Source organism: Enterobacter sp. 3U4, from assembly GCF_057224565.1.
The window spans coordinates 2,037,799-2,051,882 of sequence record NZ_CP136665.1; the positions used below are offsets into that span (position 1 = coordinate 2,037,799).

General features: G+C 54.6%; 16 protein-coding genes. 9 read left to right on the forward strand and 7 right to left on the reverse strand.

Annotated features, from left to right (window positions below; translation table 11 throughout):
* Nucleotides 1–39 precede the first annotated feature (39 nt).
* From rpmI to thrS, 3 genes are all read right to left on the reverse strand, one after another.
* Entirely contained in the window at nucleotides 40–237 is a 198-nt protein-coding gene (gene rpmI, locus RVY89_RS09620) for a 50S ribosomal protein L35 (RefSeq protein ID WP_003030583.1), read from the reverse strand.
* 97 nt (nucleotides 238–334) lie between these two features.
* Complete coding sequence (gene infC, locus RVY89_RS09625) at nucleotides 335–877, reverse strand: translation initiation factor IF-3 (RefSeq protein WP_014069901.1); 543 nt, start codon at nucleotides 875–877, stop codon at nucleotides 335–337.
* A 3-nt stretch (nucleotides 878–880) separates the two neighbouring features.
* Nucleotides 881–2,809: a threonine--tRNA ligase gene (gene thrS, locus RVY89_RS09630; RefSeq protein ID WP_484827653.1), complete on the reverse strand. Its 1,929-nt coding sequence runs from the start codon at nucleotides 2,807–2,809 to the stop codon at nucleotides 881–883.
* A gap of 322 nt (nucleotides 2,810–3,131) precedes the next feature.
* On the opposite strand from thrS, the gene yncL reads away from it, so the two are divergent.
* Both yncL and yniD read left to right on the forward strand, forming a co-directional pair.
* On the forward strand, nucleotides 3,132–3,224 hold the full coding sequence (gene yncL, locus RVY89_RS09635) for a stress response membrane protein YncL (protein WP_071886547.1): 93 nt from the start codon (nucleotides 3,132–3,134) through the stop codon (nucleotides 3,222–3,224).
* 97 nt (nucleotides 3,225–3,321) lie between these two features.
* Nucleotides 3,322–3,429, forward strand: a complete 108-nt coding sequence (gene yniD, locus RVY89_RS09640) for a small membrane protein YniD (RefSeq protein WP_008500658.1) — start codon at nucleotides 3,322–3,324, stop codon at nucleotides 3,427–3,429.
* Nucleotides 3,430–3,509: 80 nt separating this feature from the next.
* Here yniD and RVY89_RS09645 read toward each other — a convergent pair whose 3' ends face one another.
* Nucleotides 3,510–4,268: a DUF481 domain-containing protein gene (locus RVY89_RS09645; RefSeq protein WP_032639869.1), complete on the reverse strand. Its 759-nt coding sequence runs from the start codon at nucleotides 4,266–4,268 to the stop codon at nucleotides 3,510–3,512.
* A 295-nt stretch (nucleotides 4,269–4,563) separates the two neighbouring features.
* Here RVY89_RS09645 and pfkB point away from each other — a divergent pair, with 295 nt between their 5' ends.
* From pfkB to RVY89_RS09660, 3 genes are all read left to right on the forward strand, one after another.
* The gene (gene pfkB, locus RVY89_RS09650; protein ID WP_484827925.1) at nucleotides 4,564–5,496 is read left to right on the forward strand and encodes a 6-phosphofructokinase II; all 933 of its coding nucleotides are present in this window, start codon (nucleotides 4,564–4,566) and stop codon (nucleotides 5,494–5,496) included.
* A 106-nt stretch (nucleotides 5,497–5,602) separates the two neighbouring features.
* Entirely contained in the window at nucleotides 5,603–5,893 is a 291-nt protein-coding gene (ghoS, locus tag RVY89_RS09655) for a type V toxin-antitoxin system endoribonuclease antitoxin GhoS (protein WP_484827654.1), read from the forward strand.
* Between the two features lie 105 nt (nucleotides 5,894–5,998).
* Nucleotides 5,999–6,859, forward strand: coding sequence for a fructosamine kinase family protein (locus RVY89_RS09660; RefSeq protein WP_484827655.1), 861 nt, complete (start codon nucleotides 5,999–6,001; stop codon nucleotides 6,857–6,859).
* A 36-nt stretch (nucleotides 6,860–6,895) separates the two neighbouring features.
* Here RVY89_RS09660 and RVY89_RS09665 read toward each other — a convergent pair whose 3' ends face one another.
* On the reverse strand, nucleotides 6,896–7,432 hold the full coding sequence (locus RVY89_RS09665) for a YniB family protein (RefSeq protein WP_484827656.1): 537 nt from the start codon (nucleotides 7,430–7,432) through the stop codon (nucleotides 6,896–6,898).
* 147 nt (nucleotides 7,433–7,579) lie between these two features.
* Here RVY89_RS09665 and hxpB point away from each other — a divergent pair, with 147 nt between their 5' ends.
* The 3 genes from hxpB (at nucleotide 7,580) to RVY89_RS09680 (ending at nucleotide 10,462) form a co-directional block, all read left to right on the forward strand.
* Nucleotides 7,580–8,251, forward strand: coding sequence for a hexitol phosphatase HxpB (gene hxpB / locus RVY89_RS09670; protein ID WP_484827657.1), 672 nt, complete (start codon nucleotides 7,580–7,582; stop codon nucleotides 8,249–8,251).
* 101 nt (nucleotides 8,252–8,352) lie between these two features.
* Nucleotides 8,353–8,943, forward strand: a complete 591-nt coding sequence (locus RVY89_RS09675) for a metal-dependent hydrolase (RefSeq protein WP_014883483.1) — start codon at nucleotides 8,353–8,355, stop codon at nucleotides 8,941–8,943.
* A gap of 127 nt (nucleotides 8,944–9,070) precedes the next feature.
* Entirely contained in the window at nucleotides 9,071–10,462 is a 1,392-nt protein-coding gene (locus tag RVY89_RS09680) for an L-cystine transporter (protein WP_045336125.1), read from the forward strand.
* A 48-nt stretch (nucleotides 10,463–10,510) separates the two neighbouring features.
* Here RVY89_RS09680 and cedA read toward each other — a convergent pair whose 3' ends face one another.
* The gene (cedA, locus tag RVY89_RS09685; RefSeq protein WP_008500668.1) at nucleotides 10,511–10,750 is read right to left on the reverse strand and encodes a cell division activator CedA; all 240 of its coding nucleotides are present in this window, start codon (nucleotides 10,748–10,750) and stop codon (nucleotides 10,511–10,513) included.
* Between the two features lie 203 nt (nucleotides 10,751–10,953).
* Between cedA and katE the strand changes: the two genes are divergently transcribed.
* Nucleotides 10,954–13,203, forward strand: a complete 2,250-nt coding sequence (katE, locus tag RVY89_RS09690; protein ID WP_484827658.1) for a catalase HPII — start codon at nucleotides 10,954–10,956, stop codon at nucleotides 13,201–13,203.
* A gap of 123 nt (nucleotides 13,204–13,326) precedes the next feature.
* On the opposite strand, the gene chbG is transcribed toward katE, so the two are convergent.
* A complete protein-coding gene (chbG, locus tag RVY89_RS09695; protein ID WP_484827659.1) occupies nucleotides 13,327–14,076 on the reverse strand; it encodes a chitin disaccharide deacetylase in 750 nt (249 codons plus the stop codon).
* Nucleotides 14,077–14,084 lie beyond the last annotated feature (8 nt).

The window sequence follows — 14,084 nt, forward strand, 5'->3', positions numbered from 1 at the left end:
GTATCTATATTCTTAGTAAAAAAATTAAACGTTAACGGCTTATGCGTACGGCAGGCACGCGATAACCAGACCCAGATCGCCTTTAGAAACGAGGCCTTTTGGACGCAGGTGACGTTTACGCTTAGTAGATTTTTTGGTCAGAATATGACGCAGGTTTGCGTGCTTACGCTTAAATCCACCACCACCGGTTTTTTTGAAGCGCTTAGCAGCACCGCGTACGGTCTTAATTTTTGGCATCTTAATAACTTCCACTTCGCATTGTTAAATAAACGAAACATAGGCGAACAAAACCTATGAAACCCGAAGGCTCCACAGATTTTGCTGCTTGAAGGCCTTACTGTTTCTTCTTAGGAGCGAGCACCATGATCATCTGGCGGCCTTCGATCTTCGTAGGGAAGGATTCGACTACTGCCAGTTCACTCAGATCGTCACGGACGCGGTTAAGCACTTCCATACCAATCTGTTGGTGGGCCATCTCACGACCGCGGAAACGCAGTGTGATCTTGGCCTTATCGCCATCTTCCAGAAAGCGAATCAGGCTGCGGAGTTTTACCTGATAATCGCCATCGTCGGTACCAGGACGGAACTTGATTTCCTTAACCTGGATAACTTTTTGCTTCTTCTTCTGTTCCTTAGAAGACTTACTCTTTTCATAAAGGAACTTGCCGTAGTCCATGATACGACAAACTGGCGGTTCGGCGTTAGGGCTGATTTCAACTAAATCTACTCCAGCTTCTTCAGCTTTTTCGATCGCTTCTCTCAGACTCACAATCCCCAGTGGTTCACCTTCAAGATCTGTTAAGCGAACTTCCTGGGCGCGAATCTCGCCATTGATACGATTCGGACGTGCCGTTTGAACTCGTTTTCCGCCTTTAATACCTTATTCCTCCAGTTGTTGAAGACTGCGGCTGCGAATCTCTTGTTGCAGCTTCTCAATCACTTCACTTACGTCCAGGCTGCCCAGGTCTTTACCACGGCGGGTGCGAACGGCAACTTTGCCTGCTTCCACCTCTTTATCACCACAGACCAACATATACGGGACACGACGTAAAGTGTGCTCGCGGATTTTAAAGCCAATCTTCTCATTTCTCAAGTCTGCTTTTACGCGAATGCCCGCATTTTGTAGTTTCTGCGTCAATTCTTTAACGTAATCTGCCTGAGAATCGGTAATGTTCATCACCACGACCTGCACTGGCGCAAGCCAGGTTGGGAAGAAGCCGGCGAACTCTTCGGTCAGGATGCCGATGAAGCGCTCCAGTGAACCAAGAATTGCGCGGTGAATCATTACCGGTACCTGACGCTCGTTGTCTTCGCCAACATAAGAGGCGCTTAAACGCTGCGGCAGAGAGAAGTCCAGCTGTACAGTACCGCACTGCCATGCGCGATCGAGGCAGTCATACAGGGTAAATTCAATTTTCGGACCGTAGAATGCGCCCTCGCCCAGCTGGTATTCGAACGGAATGCCGTTCTCTTCCAGCGCCACGGCGAGATCCGCTTCTGCGCGATCCCAGGTCTCATCGCTACCGATACGTTTTTCCGGACGCGTTGAGAGTTTGACCACGATCTTCTCGAAGCCAAAGGTGCTGTACATATCGTAGACCATACGAATACAGGCGTTAACTTCGTCACGGACCTGCTCTTCAGTACAGAAAATATGTGCATCATCCTGAGTAAAGCCACGAACACGCATCAGACCGTGCAGCGCACCTGATGGTTCGTTACGGTGGCAGCTACCGAACTCCGCCATACGCAGCGGCAGGTCGCGGTAGGATTTCAGACCCTGGTTGAAGATCTGAACGTGGCCCGGGCAGTTCATTGGCTTGATGCAATATTCACGGTTCTCAGACGAGGTGGTGAACATCGCATCTTTGTAGTTGTCCCAGTGGCCGGTTTTTTCCCACAGCACACGGTCCATCATGAACGGGCCTTTCACTTCCTGATACTGGTACTCTTTCAGCTTGGAGCGTACGAAAGTTTCCAGTTCACGGAAGATAGTCCACCCGTCGTTATGCCAGAACACCATACCCGGCGCTTCTTCCTGCATGTGGTACAGGTCAAGCTGCTTACCGATTTTACGGTGATCGCGCTTCGCCGCTTCTTCCAGGCGCAGCAGGTACGCGTTCAGGGCTTTTTTATCGGCCCATGCGGTACCATAAATACGCTGCAACATTTTGTTGTTGCTGTCGCCACGCCAGTAGGCGCCCGCGATCTTCATCAGCTTAAAGTGATGACAGAAGCGCATGTTCGGCACGTGCGGTCCACGGCACATGTCGACGTATTCTTCGTGATGGTACAAGCCAGGCTTGTCATCATGGGAAATATTTTCGTCAAGAATAGAGACCTTGTAGCTCTCGCCGCGCTTCACGAAGGTTTCACGCGCTTCGTGCCAGCTGACTTTCTTCTTGATGACGTCATAGTTCGTTTCGGCGAGCTCGTGCATACGTTTTTCGAGCGCGTCGATATCTTCCTGAGTCAGGGTGTGGTCAAGGTCAACGTCGTAGTAGAAACCGTTGTCGATAACCGGACCGATCGCCATTTTGGTGTTTGGCCACAGCTGTTTGATGGCATGGCCTAACAGGTGCGCGCAGGAGTGACGAATGATCTCCAGACCTTCTTCGTCTTTCGCGGTGATGATTGCAAGCGTCGCATCGTTTTCGATCAGATCGGAAGCATCCACCAGCTCACCGTTAACGCGGCCAGCGATAGTCGCTTTCGCGAGACCAGGACCAATGTCCAGGGCAACATCCATTGGGCTAACAGCACGGTCGAAATGGCGTTGGCTGCCATCAGGAAGAGTAATTACAGGCATTTTATATCCTTATTTGCAGTGATGCCCCACACATAAGAGCATATACAAAGAAAATAATCGTGATTTGACAATAGATTACGACACCATCTGACCAACAATCGTCAAATTGGTTCGTCATCATTCACCTGCCGAATTCAGATTAATTCGGATTTACGGCAAGCGACGTAATGTTAACACTAACGCAAAGGAGATTGCACCCTCTGCGGCCAGATTGATGGGCTGGCACTTTCATACGAATTTGCAGGTTGCTTCTCCCCTGCGCTCGCATTTCGAAGATGCTGGGCTACTCTTGAACAGGTCTTTAAACCCAAAGGTGCATACCATGAACGTATCCAGCAGAACGGTTGTGATATTGAATGTCCTTTCCGCCACAGGTTTATTGTTGATTCTCGCCGAACGATTCCACTGGTTCTGAACCGCCCCTGCGCTGGCATAACCTAATCGATCCTGAAAAGGGGCATATTTCGGCCCTGTTTGGTAGACTGGGGATATCAACCAATAAGGATTAGGTTATGCCGACAAAACGATTTGCCGTAAAACACTGGAAAATGGTGCTGGTGCTGATTGCCATCTGCGGCGCAATGCTGCTACTCCGTTGGGCGGCAATGATTTGGGGCTAGGGGCGAAAACAAGTCTTCAGAAGGGACGTCAAAAAGCCACAGACAATAAGCGGGCCGATGATAATGTCGGCCCGCTTTTATTACATTCTATAACCCAGTGAAACCGTGGTTCTGCGGTCGGTATGATCCGGCGCAGATTCTGGTGGTGAAGAGTTCCAGGTCACGTTGTAGGCGACTTTCAGACCAAAGTGTTCGTTGATAGCCACGTTCAGCGCCGTTTCAGAGTTCAGCGTCGTGTCGTCGGCACCAAATACAGAAACACCCTGGGTAAATTTGGTGTTGTCAGTCATCTGCCAGGCATAAGTACCGGAAGCGTAACCGAGCGGTTGGGTTTTGGTATCGCCATTGGTGTACTCGTCATAACGCACACCCGGACCGAATTCAAAACGGAGGCTGTGCACCGGACCGTTCAGGAACTGGCGACCATAACCGGCGGTGAACACGTCGCGCTGGCGATAACCGTTGTAACGGTCGGTTAACCAGCTTGCCTGTCCAAACAAATAGTCATAGTCGGTCATGTTGTAACGGCTACGTCCGCCTACCGCATATTTCTCGGAAGAACGTTCGTCATTAGCGGAAGTGTTGCTGGCATTACCCCACAGCGACCAGGCGGTGGTATTTCCGTACCAGGTGAGCGTACTGTCCGCCGTCAGAGAAGAGCTTTTCGTGTTACCGGATTGTGCCAGATATCCGGCGTTCAGGTTACCTTCAAACGGTTTTTTCGCGGAGGAAGGATCGTCCATGACAGTAAAAACGGAATCATCAGCGGTCGCGTTCATAGCCGCAAACACGCCACCCGCCAGCATCAGTGCAGCGGGCACTGTCTTTAAAAGCTTCATTTTATTAAGGAGTCCGTACAACAAAAAAAGAGACCACACGGTCCCGGAATCTTTCTTGAGGATCAATGACAAGGCGTCCAGAGAAAGGTAACAAATTATAAAAAGCCGCAAATAACATAGCAATGTTTTCTTATTTCATTTTTTGAATAAGAACGATCTCAAAAAGCGTTTTATTTTATATATCCCCCGCCTCACTTTTTGTCAGTATTCATATTTAAAATCATACTGTTATTTACATTGCCTTCCTGACAAATGGTGCCAGACTAATAAGAACCCATGCTAAAAGGAGGTAATGATGGTTTCTATCTATACCCTGACGCTCTCCCCTTCCCTGGATTCCGCCACCCAGACGCCGCAGATTTACCCGGAAGGTAAATTGCGCTGTAGCGCCCCGGTCTTTGAGCCCGGCGGCGGCGGGATCAACGTGGCGCGCGCTATTACCCACCTCGGCGGCAAAGCCACGGCCATTTTCCCCATTGGCGGTGCCACCGGTGAACACCTGGTCTCTCTGCTGGCAGATGAACAGGTGGCCGTAGAGACCGTCGAGGCCAAAGACTGGACGCGGCAAAACCTGCATGTCCACGTGGGATCCAGCGGCGAGCAGTACCGTTTTGTCATGCCGGGGGCGAAGCTCAGCGATGACGAGTTTCGTCAGCTTGAAGAGAAAGTGCTGACGATAGAAAGTGGCGCGCTGCTGGTGGTAAGCGGCAGTCTGCCGCCCGGCGTCAGCACGGAAAAATTAACGGCGCTGATTCAGGCGGCACAGCAGCGCGGCATCCGCTGCATTGTCGACAGCAGCGGCGAGGCCCTGCAGGCGGCCCTGGTGCCGGGCAATCTTGAGCTGGTCAAACCCAACCAGAAAGAGCTAAGCGCGCTGGTCAACCGCGAACTGACGCAGCCTGATGATGTTCGCACCGCCGCGCAGGAGCTGGTACGCAGCGGCAAAGCGCGGCGCATAGTCGTATCCCTTGGCCCTCAGGGGGCGCTGGCAGTCGATGAATCGTCGTCCGTTCAGGTTGTCCCGCCGCCGATGAAGAGCCAGAGCACGGTTGGCGCGGGTGATAGCATGGTGGGCGCGATGACGCTAAAACTGGCGCAGGGAGCGTCACTGCTGGAGATGACGCGCTACGGCGTGGCGGCGGGTAGCGCCGCCACCATCAACCAGGGCACGCGTCTCTGTTCACTTGCCGATACGCAAAAAATCGTCGATTACCTGTCCCGAAATTAACCCCTGTTCCCCTTCGTTTTTACGGAGGGGAATGTCATCACCGAGTCGCCAAACGCAAACTATCGACTATGCTAAGAAAACTTCCATGATAACAATGAGGTGAATTATGAGCAGTGGTGACATCACACGCTACGTCGTGACCATCAACCTTCATGAGGCATCGCTGACCGAGCTGAATGAGCTCAACAATGCTTTCACCCGGGCTAATTTTCTCCTCACGCTGACGGATGACGAGGGCAACATTCATGATTTAGGCACTCTGGCATTTGGTCTGATCGGCGCCCTGAGCAAGGAAGAGGTTCATGCGCTGGCCGCCAGTCTGGTAGAGAGCGTGACCGACAAGCCTGCTGAAATTGACGTGGATACCTGGGAAAGCTGGCGGCAAAAAGAACAATAAGTGCGCTGCATGAATTTAAACCGCTCAGGTGTGCGTTAGTTCGTATTTTTTTACCGCAGTTTTGCGCTAACTTTATGATCTGGCAGACAACATGGGAGAGACAACATGTGGCAGGCTATCAGTCATCTTTTACGTGAGCAGCTGGGTGAAGGTGAAATTGAACTGCGTAACGAACTGCCAGGCGGAGAGATCCACGCCGCGTGGCATTTACGCTACGCAGGACGCGATCTTTTCGTTAAGTGCGATGAGCGAGAGCTGCTTTCAATATTTACCGCCGAAGCCGATCAGCTTGAGCTGTTGTCGCGCAGTAAAACGGTGACGGTCCCGCAGGTGCTGGCCGTCGGTAGCGACCGCGACTACAGCTTCCTGGTGATGGAGTATCTCCCCGCCCGGCCGCTGGATGCCCATAATGCATTCATTCTCGGCCAACAGTTAGCGCGCCTGCATCAATGGAGCGACCAGCCGCAGTTTGGTCTCGATTTTGACAACGATCTCTCCACCACGCCACAGCCCAATGCCTGGCAGCGTCGCTGGTCGACGTTTTTTGCCGAGCAGCGCATTGGCTGGCAGCTAGAGCTGGCCGCCGAGAAAGGGCTGGAATTTGGCAATATTGATGCCATCGTCGAGCACGTTCAACAGCGTCTGGCATCCCACCAGCCTCAGGCGTCTCTGCTTCACGGCGATTTGTGGTCCGATAACTGCGCGCTCGGTCCCAACGGCCCCTACATCTTCGACCCGGCCTGCTACTGGGGTGACCGAGAGTGCGATCTTGCGATGCTGCCGCTTCATCCTGAGCAGCCACCGCAGATATACGACGGATACCAGTCTGTTTCTCCCCTGCCTCCCGGTTTCCTCGACCGCCAGCCGGTGTATCAGCTTTATACGCTGATGAACCGTGCCATTCTTTTTGGCGGGGAACATCTGGTTAACGCGCAGCGGGCGCTTGAGCGCATGCTTGCCGCGTGAGAAGAGAACGGGTGGCTATGCCGCCACCCGTATCGCTTACAGAAAACCGAGCAGTGAGAAGAAGAAGTATCCCGCCACAATGATAATCACGGGAAGAATATAGAGCGGGAAAATTTGCAGGAATATGGTGTGACGCGGCACAACAATGCGGGATTCAATCTGCTCCCGGCTCATGCCTTCCGGGCCTTTAGCCTGCTCCAGAATCAACTGATCCTCAACGCCTTCGCGTAAAAAGCGCGTCTGACGGCTCATTCGCGCGCCAGAGGCCTGCAGCGCCAGCGCGACAAAGATCAGGGCGTATATCACCCAAAAGCCGATATTCAGGTGTTGATGAAAATCCGGGGTGGGTGAGTTAAACCAGAATACATTCAAAAATGGCGTATTGAAACGCATCATCTCAATCATCACATGCGCAAAATCAAGCATTACCGCATTGATACCCGGCTCTTTCTCGCTGTGATCGTACATAAATTTGAGTACAGAAATCAGCGTAGAGATGACGGCAGGAATAAAAATCACCCAGCCAGCAATACGTTTTAAGACCGCAATGCGTCCAGCTTGTTGATACGTCATCAGTTCCTCTTCATAAAGACGCGTTATTTGTGCCTAAGTCTACCTGCTGGTCATCAATTTCGCCCGATCTTTGAAAGCAATATGCTAAATTGCAGATTGTGCTTAGCACGTATCGTCTGTCGAACACCTGGATAAGGAGACGTTGTGATGTCGACACCGCGCCAAATTCTTGCCGCAATTTTTGACATGGATGGATTACTGATCGATTCCGAACCGTTGTGGGATCGCGCTGAACTGGACGTCATGGCCAGCCTGGGCGTGGATATCAGCCGCCGTAATGAACTTCCCGATACGCTGGGCCTGCGCATCGATATGGTGGTTGACCTGTGGTTTGCCCAACAGCCGTGGGCTGGACCGGGTCGTGATGAAGTGACCGCGCGCATTATCAGCCGCGCCATTTCGCTGGTTGAAGAGAGCAAGCCGCTGCTGCCCGGCGTACGTGAGGCCGTCGCGCTGTGTAAAGCCCAGGGGCTGAAGGTCGGCCTGGCCTCGGCGTCACCGCTGCATATGCTGGAAAAAGTGCTCGTCATGTTTGAACTGCGCGACAGTTTCGACGCGCTGGCATCCGCTGAGAAATTGCCTTACAGCAAGCCGCACCCGCAGGTCTATCTGGACTGTGCCGCTAAGCTCGGCCTGGATCCCCTCAACTGCGTTGCGCTGGAAGATTCCGTTAACGGCATGGTGGCCTCTAAAGCCGCGCGGATGCGCTCCATTGTGGTGCCTGCGGAAGAAGGCCGCCACGACCCCCGGTTTGCGCTTGCCGATGTGAAGTTACAGTCACTGGCAGAACTTACGGCGCACCACCTGCAGGGCGGCTAACGCCCTCCTCCGGTTTGTGACAAACAGTTACACCGTCACCTCTTCCGCCTACTGTATAAAAACCCTATACTGTATGAATTGACAGTTTTGTGGGTTTTATCATGACGGCGGAAGGCCACCTGCTTTTTTCTATCGCGTGCGCAGTATTTGCCAAAAACGCTGAACTCACCCCCGTGCTGGCACAGGGGGACTGGTGGCATATCGTCCCTTCCGCCGTACTGACCTGCCTGCTGCCGGACATCGATCACCCTAAGTCCTTCCTCGGACAACGCCTGAAGTGGGTGTCGAAACCTATCGCCCGCGCGTTCGGCCACCGTGGGTTTACGCACAGCCTGCTGGCCGTGTTTGGCCTGCTGACGCTTTTCTATTTAAAAGTGCCCGAAAGCTGGATCGTCCCCGCTGATGCCATTCAGGGGATGGTGCTGGGCTATTTAAGCCATATTCTGGCCGATATGCTGACGCCCGCGGGCGTACCGCTGCTGTGGCCCTGCCGCTGGCGCTTCCGTTTTCCTATCCTCGCACCGCAGAAAGGTAACCAGCTTGAGCGCGTCTTGTGCATGGCGCTGTTTGCTTACGCCGTCTGGATGCCGCAAACGTTGCCCGAAAACAGTGCAGTCCGGTGGTCTTCTCAGATGATTAATTCGCTGCAATTTCAGTTCAATCGCTTTATTCATCACCAGATTGAACAGTAAACCAACAAAATTATCCCGTTTGTCATAAACCATTCCATTTGGATATAAGCGCTACATCACACTTCTGCTAACCTTCCGCCAACAGGATCGGTAAAAACCGACCCGATAATAAATCAGGAGAACGGGGATGAATTTTCCACTCATCGCGAACGTCGTTGTGTTCGCTGTATTGCTATTGCTTCTCGCGCAGGCGCGCCACAAACAGTGGAGCCTGGCGAAAAAGGTGCTGGTTGGTCTGGCCATGGGTGTTGTATTCGGTCTGGCATTACAGGCAATTTATGGCTCCGATAATCCAGTTCTGAAAGATTCCATTCAGTGGTTCAACATTGTCGGTAACGGCTATGTCCAGCTGCTGCAGATGATCGTTATGCCGCTGGTGTTCGCCTCTATTCTGAGCGCCGTGGCCCGCCTGCATAACGCGACCCAGTTGGGAAAAATCAGTTTCCTGACCATTGGTACGCTGCTGTTCACCACGCTAATTGCCGCGCTGGTGGGTGTGCTGGTCACTAACCTGTTTGGCCTGACCGCAGAAGGTCTGGTTCAGGGGACCGCAGAAACGGCGCGTCTGACCGCGATTCAGACCAACTACGTCGGTAAAGTGGCTGACCTGACCGTGCCGCAGATGGTGCTCTCCTTCATTCCGAAGAACCCGTTTGCTGACCTGACCGGCGCGAGCCCAACCTCGATCATCAGCGTGGTTATTTTCGCCGCGTTCCTGGGCGTAGCGGCGCTGAAGCTGCTAAAAGACGACGCGCCAAAAGGCGAACGCGTGCTGACCGCGATTGACACCCTGCAAAGCTGGGTGATGAAGCTGGTTCGTCTGGTTATGCAGCTCACCCCTTACGGCGTGCTGGCGCTGATGACCAAAGTGGTTGCCGGCTCAAACCTGCAGGACATCATTAAGCTGGGCAGCTTCGTTGTCGCCTCTTATCTGGGCCTGGGCATTATGTTCGTGGTGCACGGCATCCTGCTGGGCGTGAACGGCGTCAGCCCGCTGAAATACTTCCGTAAGGTCTGGCCGGTGCTGACCTTTGCCTTCACCAGCCGCTCCAGCGCCGCGTCTATTCCGCTGAACGTGGAAGCGCAAACCCGTCGTCTGGGCGTGCCGGAATCTATCGCCAGCTTCTCTGCCTCCTTTGGTGCCACCATTGGTCAGAACGGCTGTGCGGGTCTGTACCCGGCGATGCTGGCCGTAATGGTCGCGCCGACGGTGGGTATCAACCCGCTGGATCCGGTCTGGATCGCCACGCTGGTCGGGATTGTCACCGTAAGCTCCGCAGGCGTTGCGGGCGTTGGCGGCGGCGCAACCTTCGCCGCGCTGATTGTGCTGCCTGCGCTGGGTCTGCCCGTGACGCTGGTCGCGCTGCTAATCTCTGTTGAACCGCTGATCGACATGGGTCGTACCGCGCTGAACGTGAGCGGCTCCATGACCGCCGGTACGCTGACCAGCCAGTGGCTGAAGCAGACCGACAAAGCGATTCTGGAAAGTGAAGACGACGCCGAGCTGGCGCACCGCTAATTACGTTAGAAATAAAAAAACCGCCTGATGGCGGTTTTTTTATGGCTGTTATTCTTCAACCTCTTCATCCTGGCGGATCTGCATCGCCCACCGCTGTGCGGACTCCGGCACCGTAAAGGTGGGAGAGCGACGGAAATGCTCACCGATCAGCACAAAGGCCACGTATTTCCCCCGCAGCTGCCACACATCGCGAAAGCCCTCCACTTTCAGGGCATGGTCAGGCGGCGCGGGCTCGACGCGGGGCACATAGCTAATAACCTGGCGGTTTTGTTGACGAAGAGGTTTCATAAGCGACTGGTTCACTAAAGCAAATTCTTGAAGCAGGAAAATTCTATGATAGCCGATCCTGCGGCCTTCCGTCGCGCTCCGAGTGGGTGAGATGGCTCCTTTCGCTAATCACGGCATGTGAAAACTCTTAGTTCGCGAGCCATCTCGCGACATTGTTCTATCCTTAATAGGGTTTTTAGCAATGGATAAAGGAGAAGCGTGCAATGTCGAACAAAGATAAAACACATCAATCACCGATTCATGGCACTGAGGAATCTCAACCGGGCATGGACTCTCTCGCCCCTGCCGACGGCTCTCACCGCCCCTCCCCTGGCCCTTCCGCACCGGGCGAACAGCCTACCGCACCGGGAAGCATGAAATCGCCGGACACGGGAAACGAGAAGCTGAAATCTCTTGAGCCACACCGTAAAGGTGGCGAAGGTTTTGCGCTCACCACCAATCAGGGCGTGCGCATTGCTGACGATCAAAACTCACTTCGCGCAGGCGCGCGCGGGCCAACCCTGCTGGAAGACTTTATCCTGCGGGAAAAAATCACCCATTTTGACCACGAAAGAATACCGGAACGCATCGTCCACGCGCGCGGTTCCGCCGCGCACGGCTACTTCCAGCCCTACAAGAGCCTGAAAGCGATCACCAAAGCGGATTTCCTCTCCGACCCGGATAAAATCACCCCGGTGTTTGTGCGTTTCTCCACCGTGCAGGGCGGCGCGGGCTCGGCAGATACCGTCCGTGATATCCGCGGCTTTGCCACCAAGTTTTATACCGAAGAGGGTATTTTCGATTTGGTAGGTAACAACACCCCGGTGTTCTTCATTCAGGACGCGCATAAATTTCCTGACTTTGTCCATGCGGTAAAACCGGAGCCCCACTGGGCCATACCGCAGGGACAAAGTGCGCACGACACCTTCTGGGACTATGTTTCCCTGCAGCCTGAAACCTTACACAACGTGATGTGGGCGATGTCAGACCGCGGCATTCCGCGCAGCTACCGCACCATGGAAGGGTTTGGCATCCACACCTTCCGGCTGATCAACGCCGAAGGTAAAGCCACGTTTGTCCGCTTCCACTGGAAGCCTGTCGCGGGTAAAGCCTCGCTGGTGTGGGACGAGGCGCAGAAGCTGACCGGGCGCGATCCGGACTTCCATCGCCGCGAGCTGTGGGAGTCCATTGAAGCGGGCGACTTCCCGGAATACGAACTGGGCCTGCAGCTTATTCCTGAAGAGGACGAATTTAAGTTCGATTTCGACCTGCTTGACCCGACGAAGCTGATCCCGGAGGAGCTGGTGCCGGTGCAGCTGGTGGGTAAAATGGTGCTCAACCGCAACCCGGATAATTTCTTTGCCGAAAACGAGCAGGCCGCGTTCCACCCGGGCCATATCGTGCCGGGGCTGGACTTTACCAACGATCCGCTCCTGCAGGGACGCCTGTTCTCCTATACCGATACGCAGATCAGCCGACTCGGCGGGCCGAACTTCCACGAAATTCCGATTAACCGCCCAACCTGCCCGTACCATAATTTCCAGCGCGACGGGATGCATCGTCAGGATATTGATACCAACCCGGCGAACTATGAGCCGAACTCCATCAACGATAACTGGCCGCGTGAAACCCCTCCCGGGCCGAAACGCGGTGGATTCGAATCGTATCAGGAGCGTGTCGACGGCAACAAAATTCGCGAGCGCAGCCCGTCGTTTGGCGAGTATTACGCTCACCCTCGCCTGTTCTGGAACAGCCAGACGCCGATTGAGCAACAGCACATTATCGGCGGCTTCAGCTTTGAGCTGAGTAAAGTGGTGCGCACCTACATCCGCGAGCGCGTGGTCGATCAGCTGGCGCATATTGATATTCAGCTTGCCCAGAGCGTTGCGGATAACCTGGGCATTACGCTGACCGACGAGCAACGCAACCTTGCTCCGCCGAAAGAGGTTAACGGCGTGAAGAAAGATCCTTCGCTAAGCCTTTATGCCGTGCCGGGCGGCTCGATTAAAGGCCGCGTGGTCGCCATTCTGCTGAACGACAAAACCCGCGCCAGCGACGTGCTGGGGATTATGCAGGCGCTGAAAACCCAGGGCGTGCATGCCAAACTGCTCTATTCCCGCATGGGTGAAGTGACGGCCGACGATGGTTCTGTGCTGCCGGTCGCGGCGACCTTTGCCGGTGCGCCATCGCTGACCGTCGATGCGGCGATCGTGCCGGGCGGGGATATTGCCAGCCTGCTGACCAACGGCGACGCCGTCTATTATCTGCTGGAGGCCTATAAGCACCTGAAGCCGATCGCGCTTTCCGGCGACGCGCGGCAGTTCAAAGCGCAGCTGAAGGTGGCAGATCAGGGTGAGGACGGCATTGTCGAGGGCGATAACGTTGACGATGCCTTTATGACGAAGCTGTTTGATTTGCTCGCCGCGCACCGCGTGTGGTCGCGAAGCAGCAAGATTGACCAGATTCCGGCGTAAAATCCATTCCCGGTTGTGCGGCCTGATGCCCTCACCCCGCCCCTCTCCCACGGGAGAGGGAGAAAACAATTAAAACGGTAACCCAGGTTACCGTTTTGCTTTTACCTCGCCACCCGGCACCTCTTACAGATCCCCGAACGTCCCCAACCGATACCCACGCTCGGCAATCGCGTATTTCAGCGACGGCGACGTCAGGACATCCAGCTCCGCAAGACGCGGCCAGCAGTAGGCGCTTTTACGCACGGTGTTATCGACAAAGGCAGGATGCGCCATGACCTCCAGCGACCGTTCCCCCCGCGCGGCAGAATCATCCAGCACCTTCAGGAACAGCGCATCGTCGATCTCGTCGCCGTAAAACGCGCTGCTGAACCCCTCTGAGGTGGTGACAGCGCAGTCCGGTAATCCGCGCACCTCGCGATCCACGCGCATCGCCACGCCTTTGCGCTGTGCAAATCCGGCGACAATCGGGAAAATCGCCGGGATCATATGCACGTGGTGATGGCTGTCGATGTGCGTCGGCGCCCTACCAAACACATCAACGAAGCGGTTGAACTGACAGTCCAGCTCGCGGACAATCTCTTCGAGCGACAGAGCCCCCTGCTCCGCCAGTTCCCAAATCCATTTCCCCAGCTGGCCATCGCGCGTCAGGCCCGGCATTGGCGAAAGCGGCACCCCGAGCGTCAGCACAAAATGCATGCCGACGCCCAGCTCCGGCACCTCGCGGCTCAGCTGCGCCGCGTGTTCAACCGCCTCACCATTAACCAGTGCCGTTGTAGAGGTCACAACCCCCCGGCGACAGGCTTCAATAATGCCGTAGTTCTGACCTTTCGAGAGGCCAAAATCATCAGCATTAACGATCAGCAGGTTTTCCATTGTGCGTC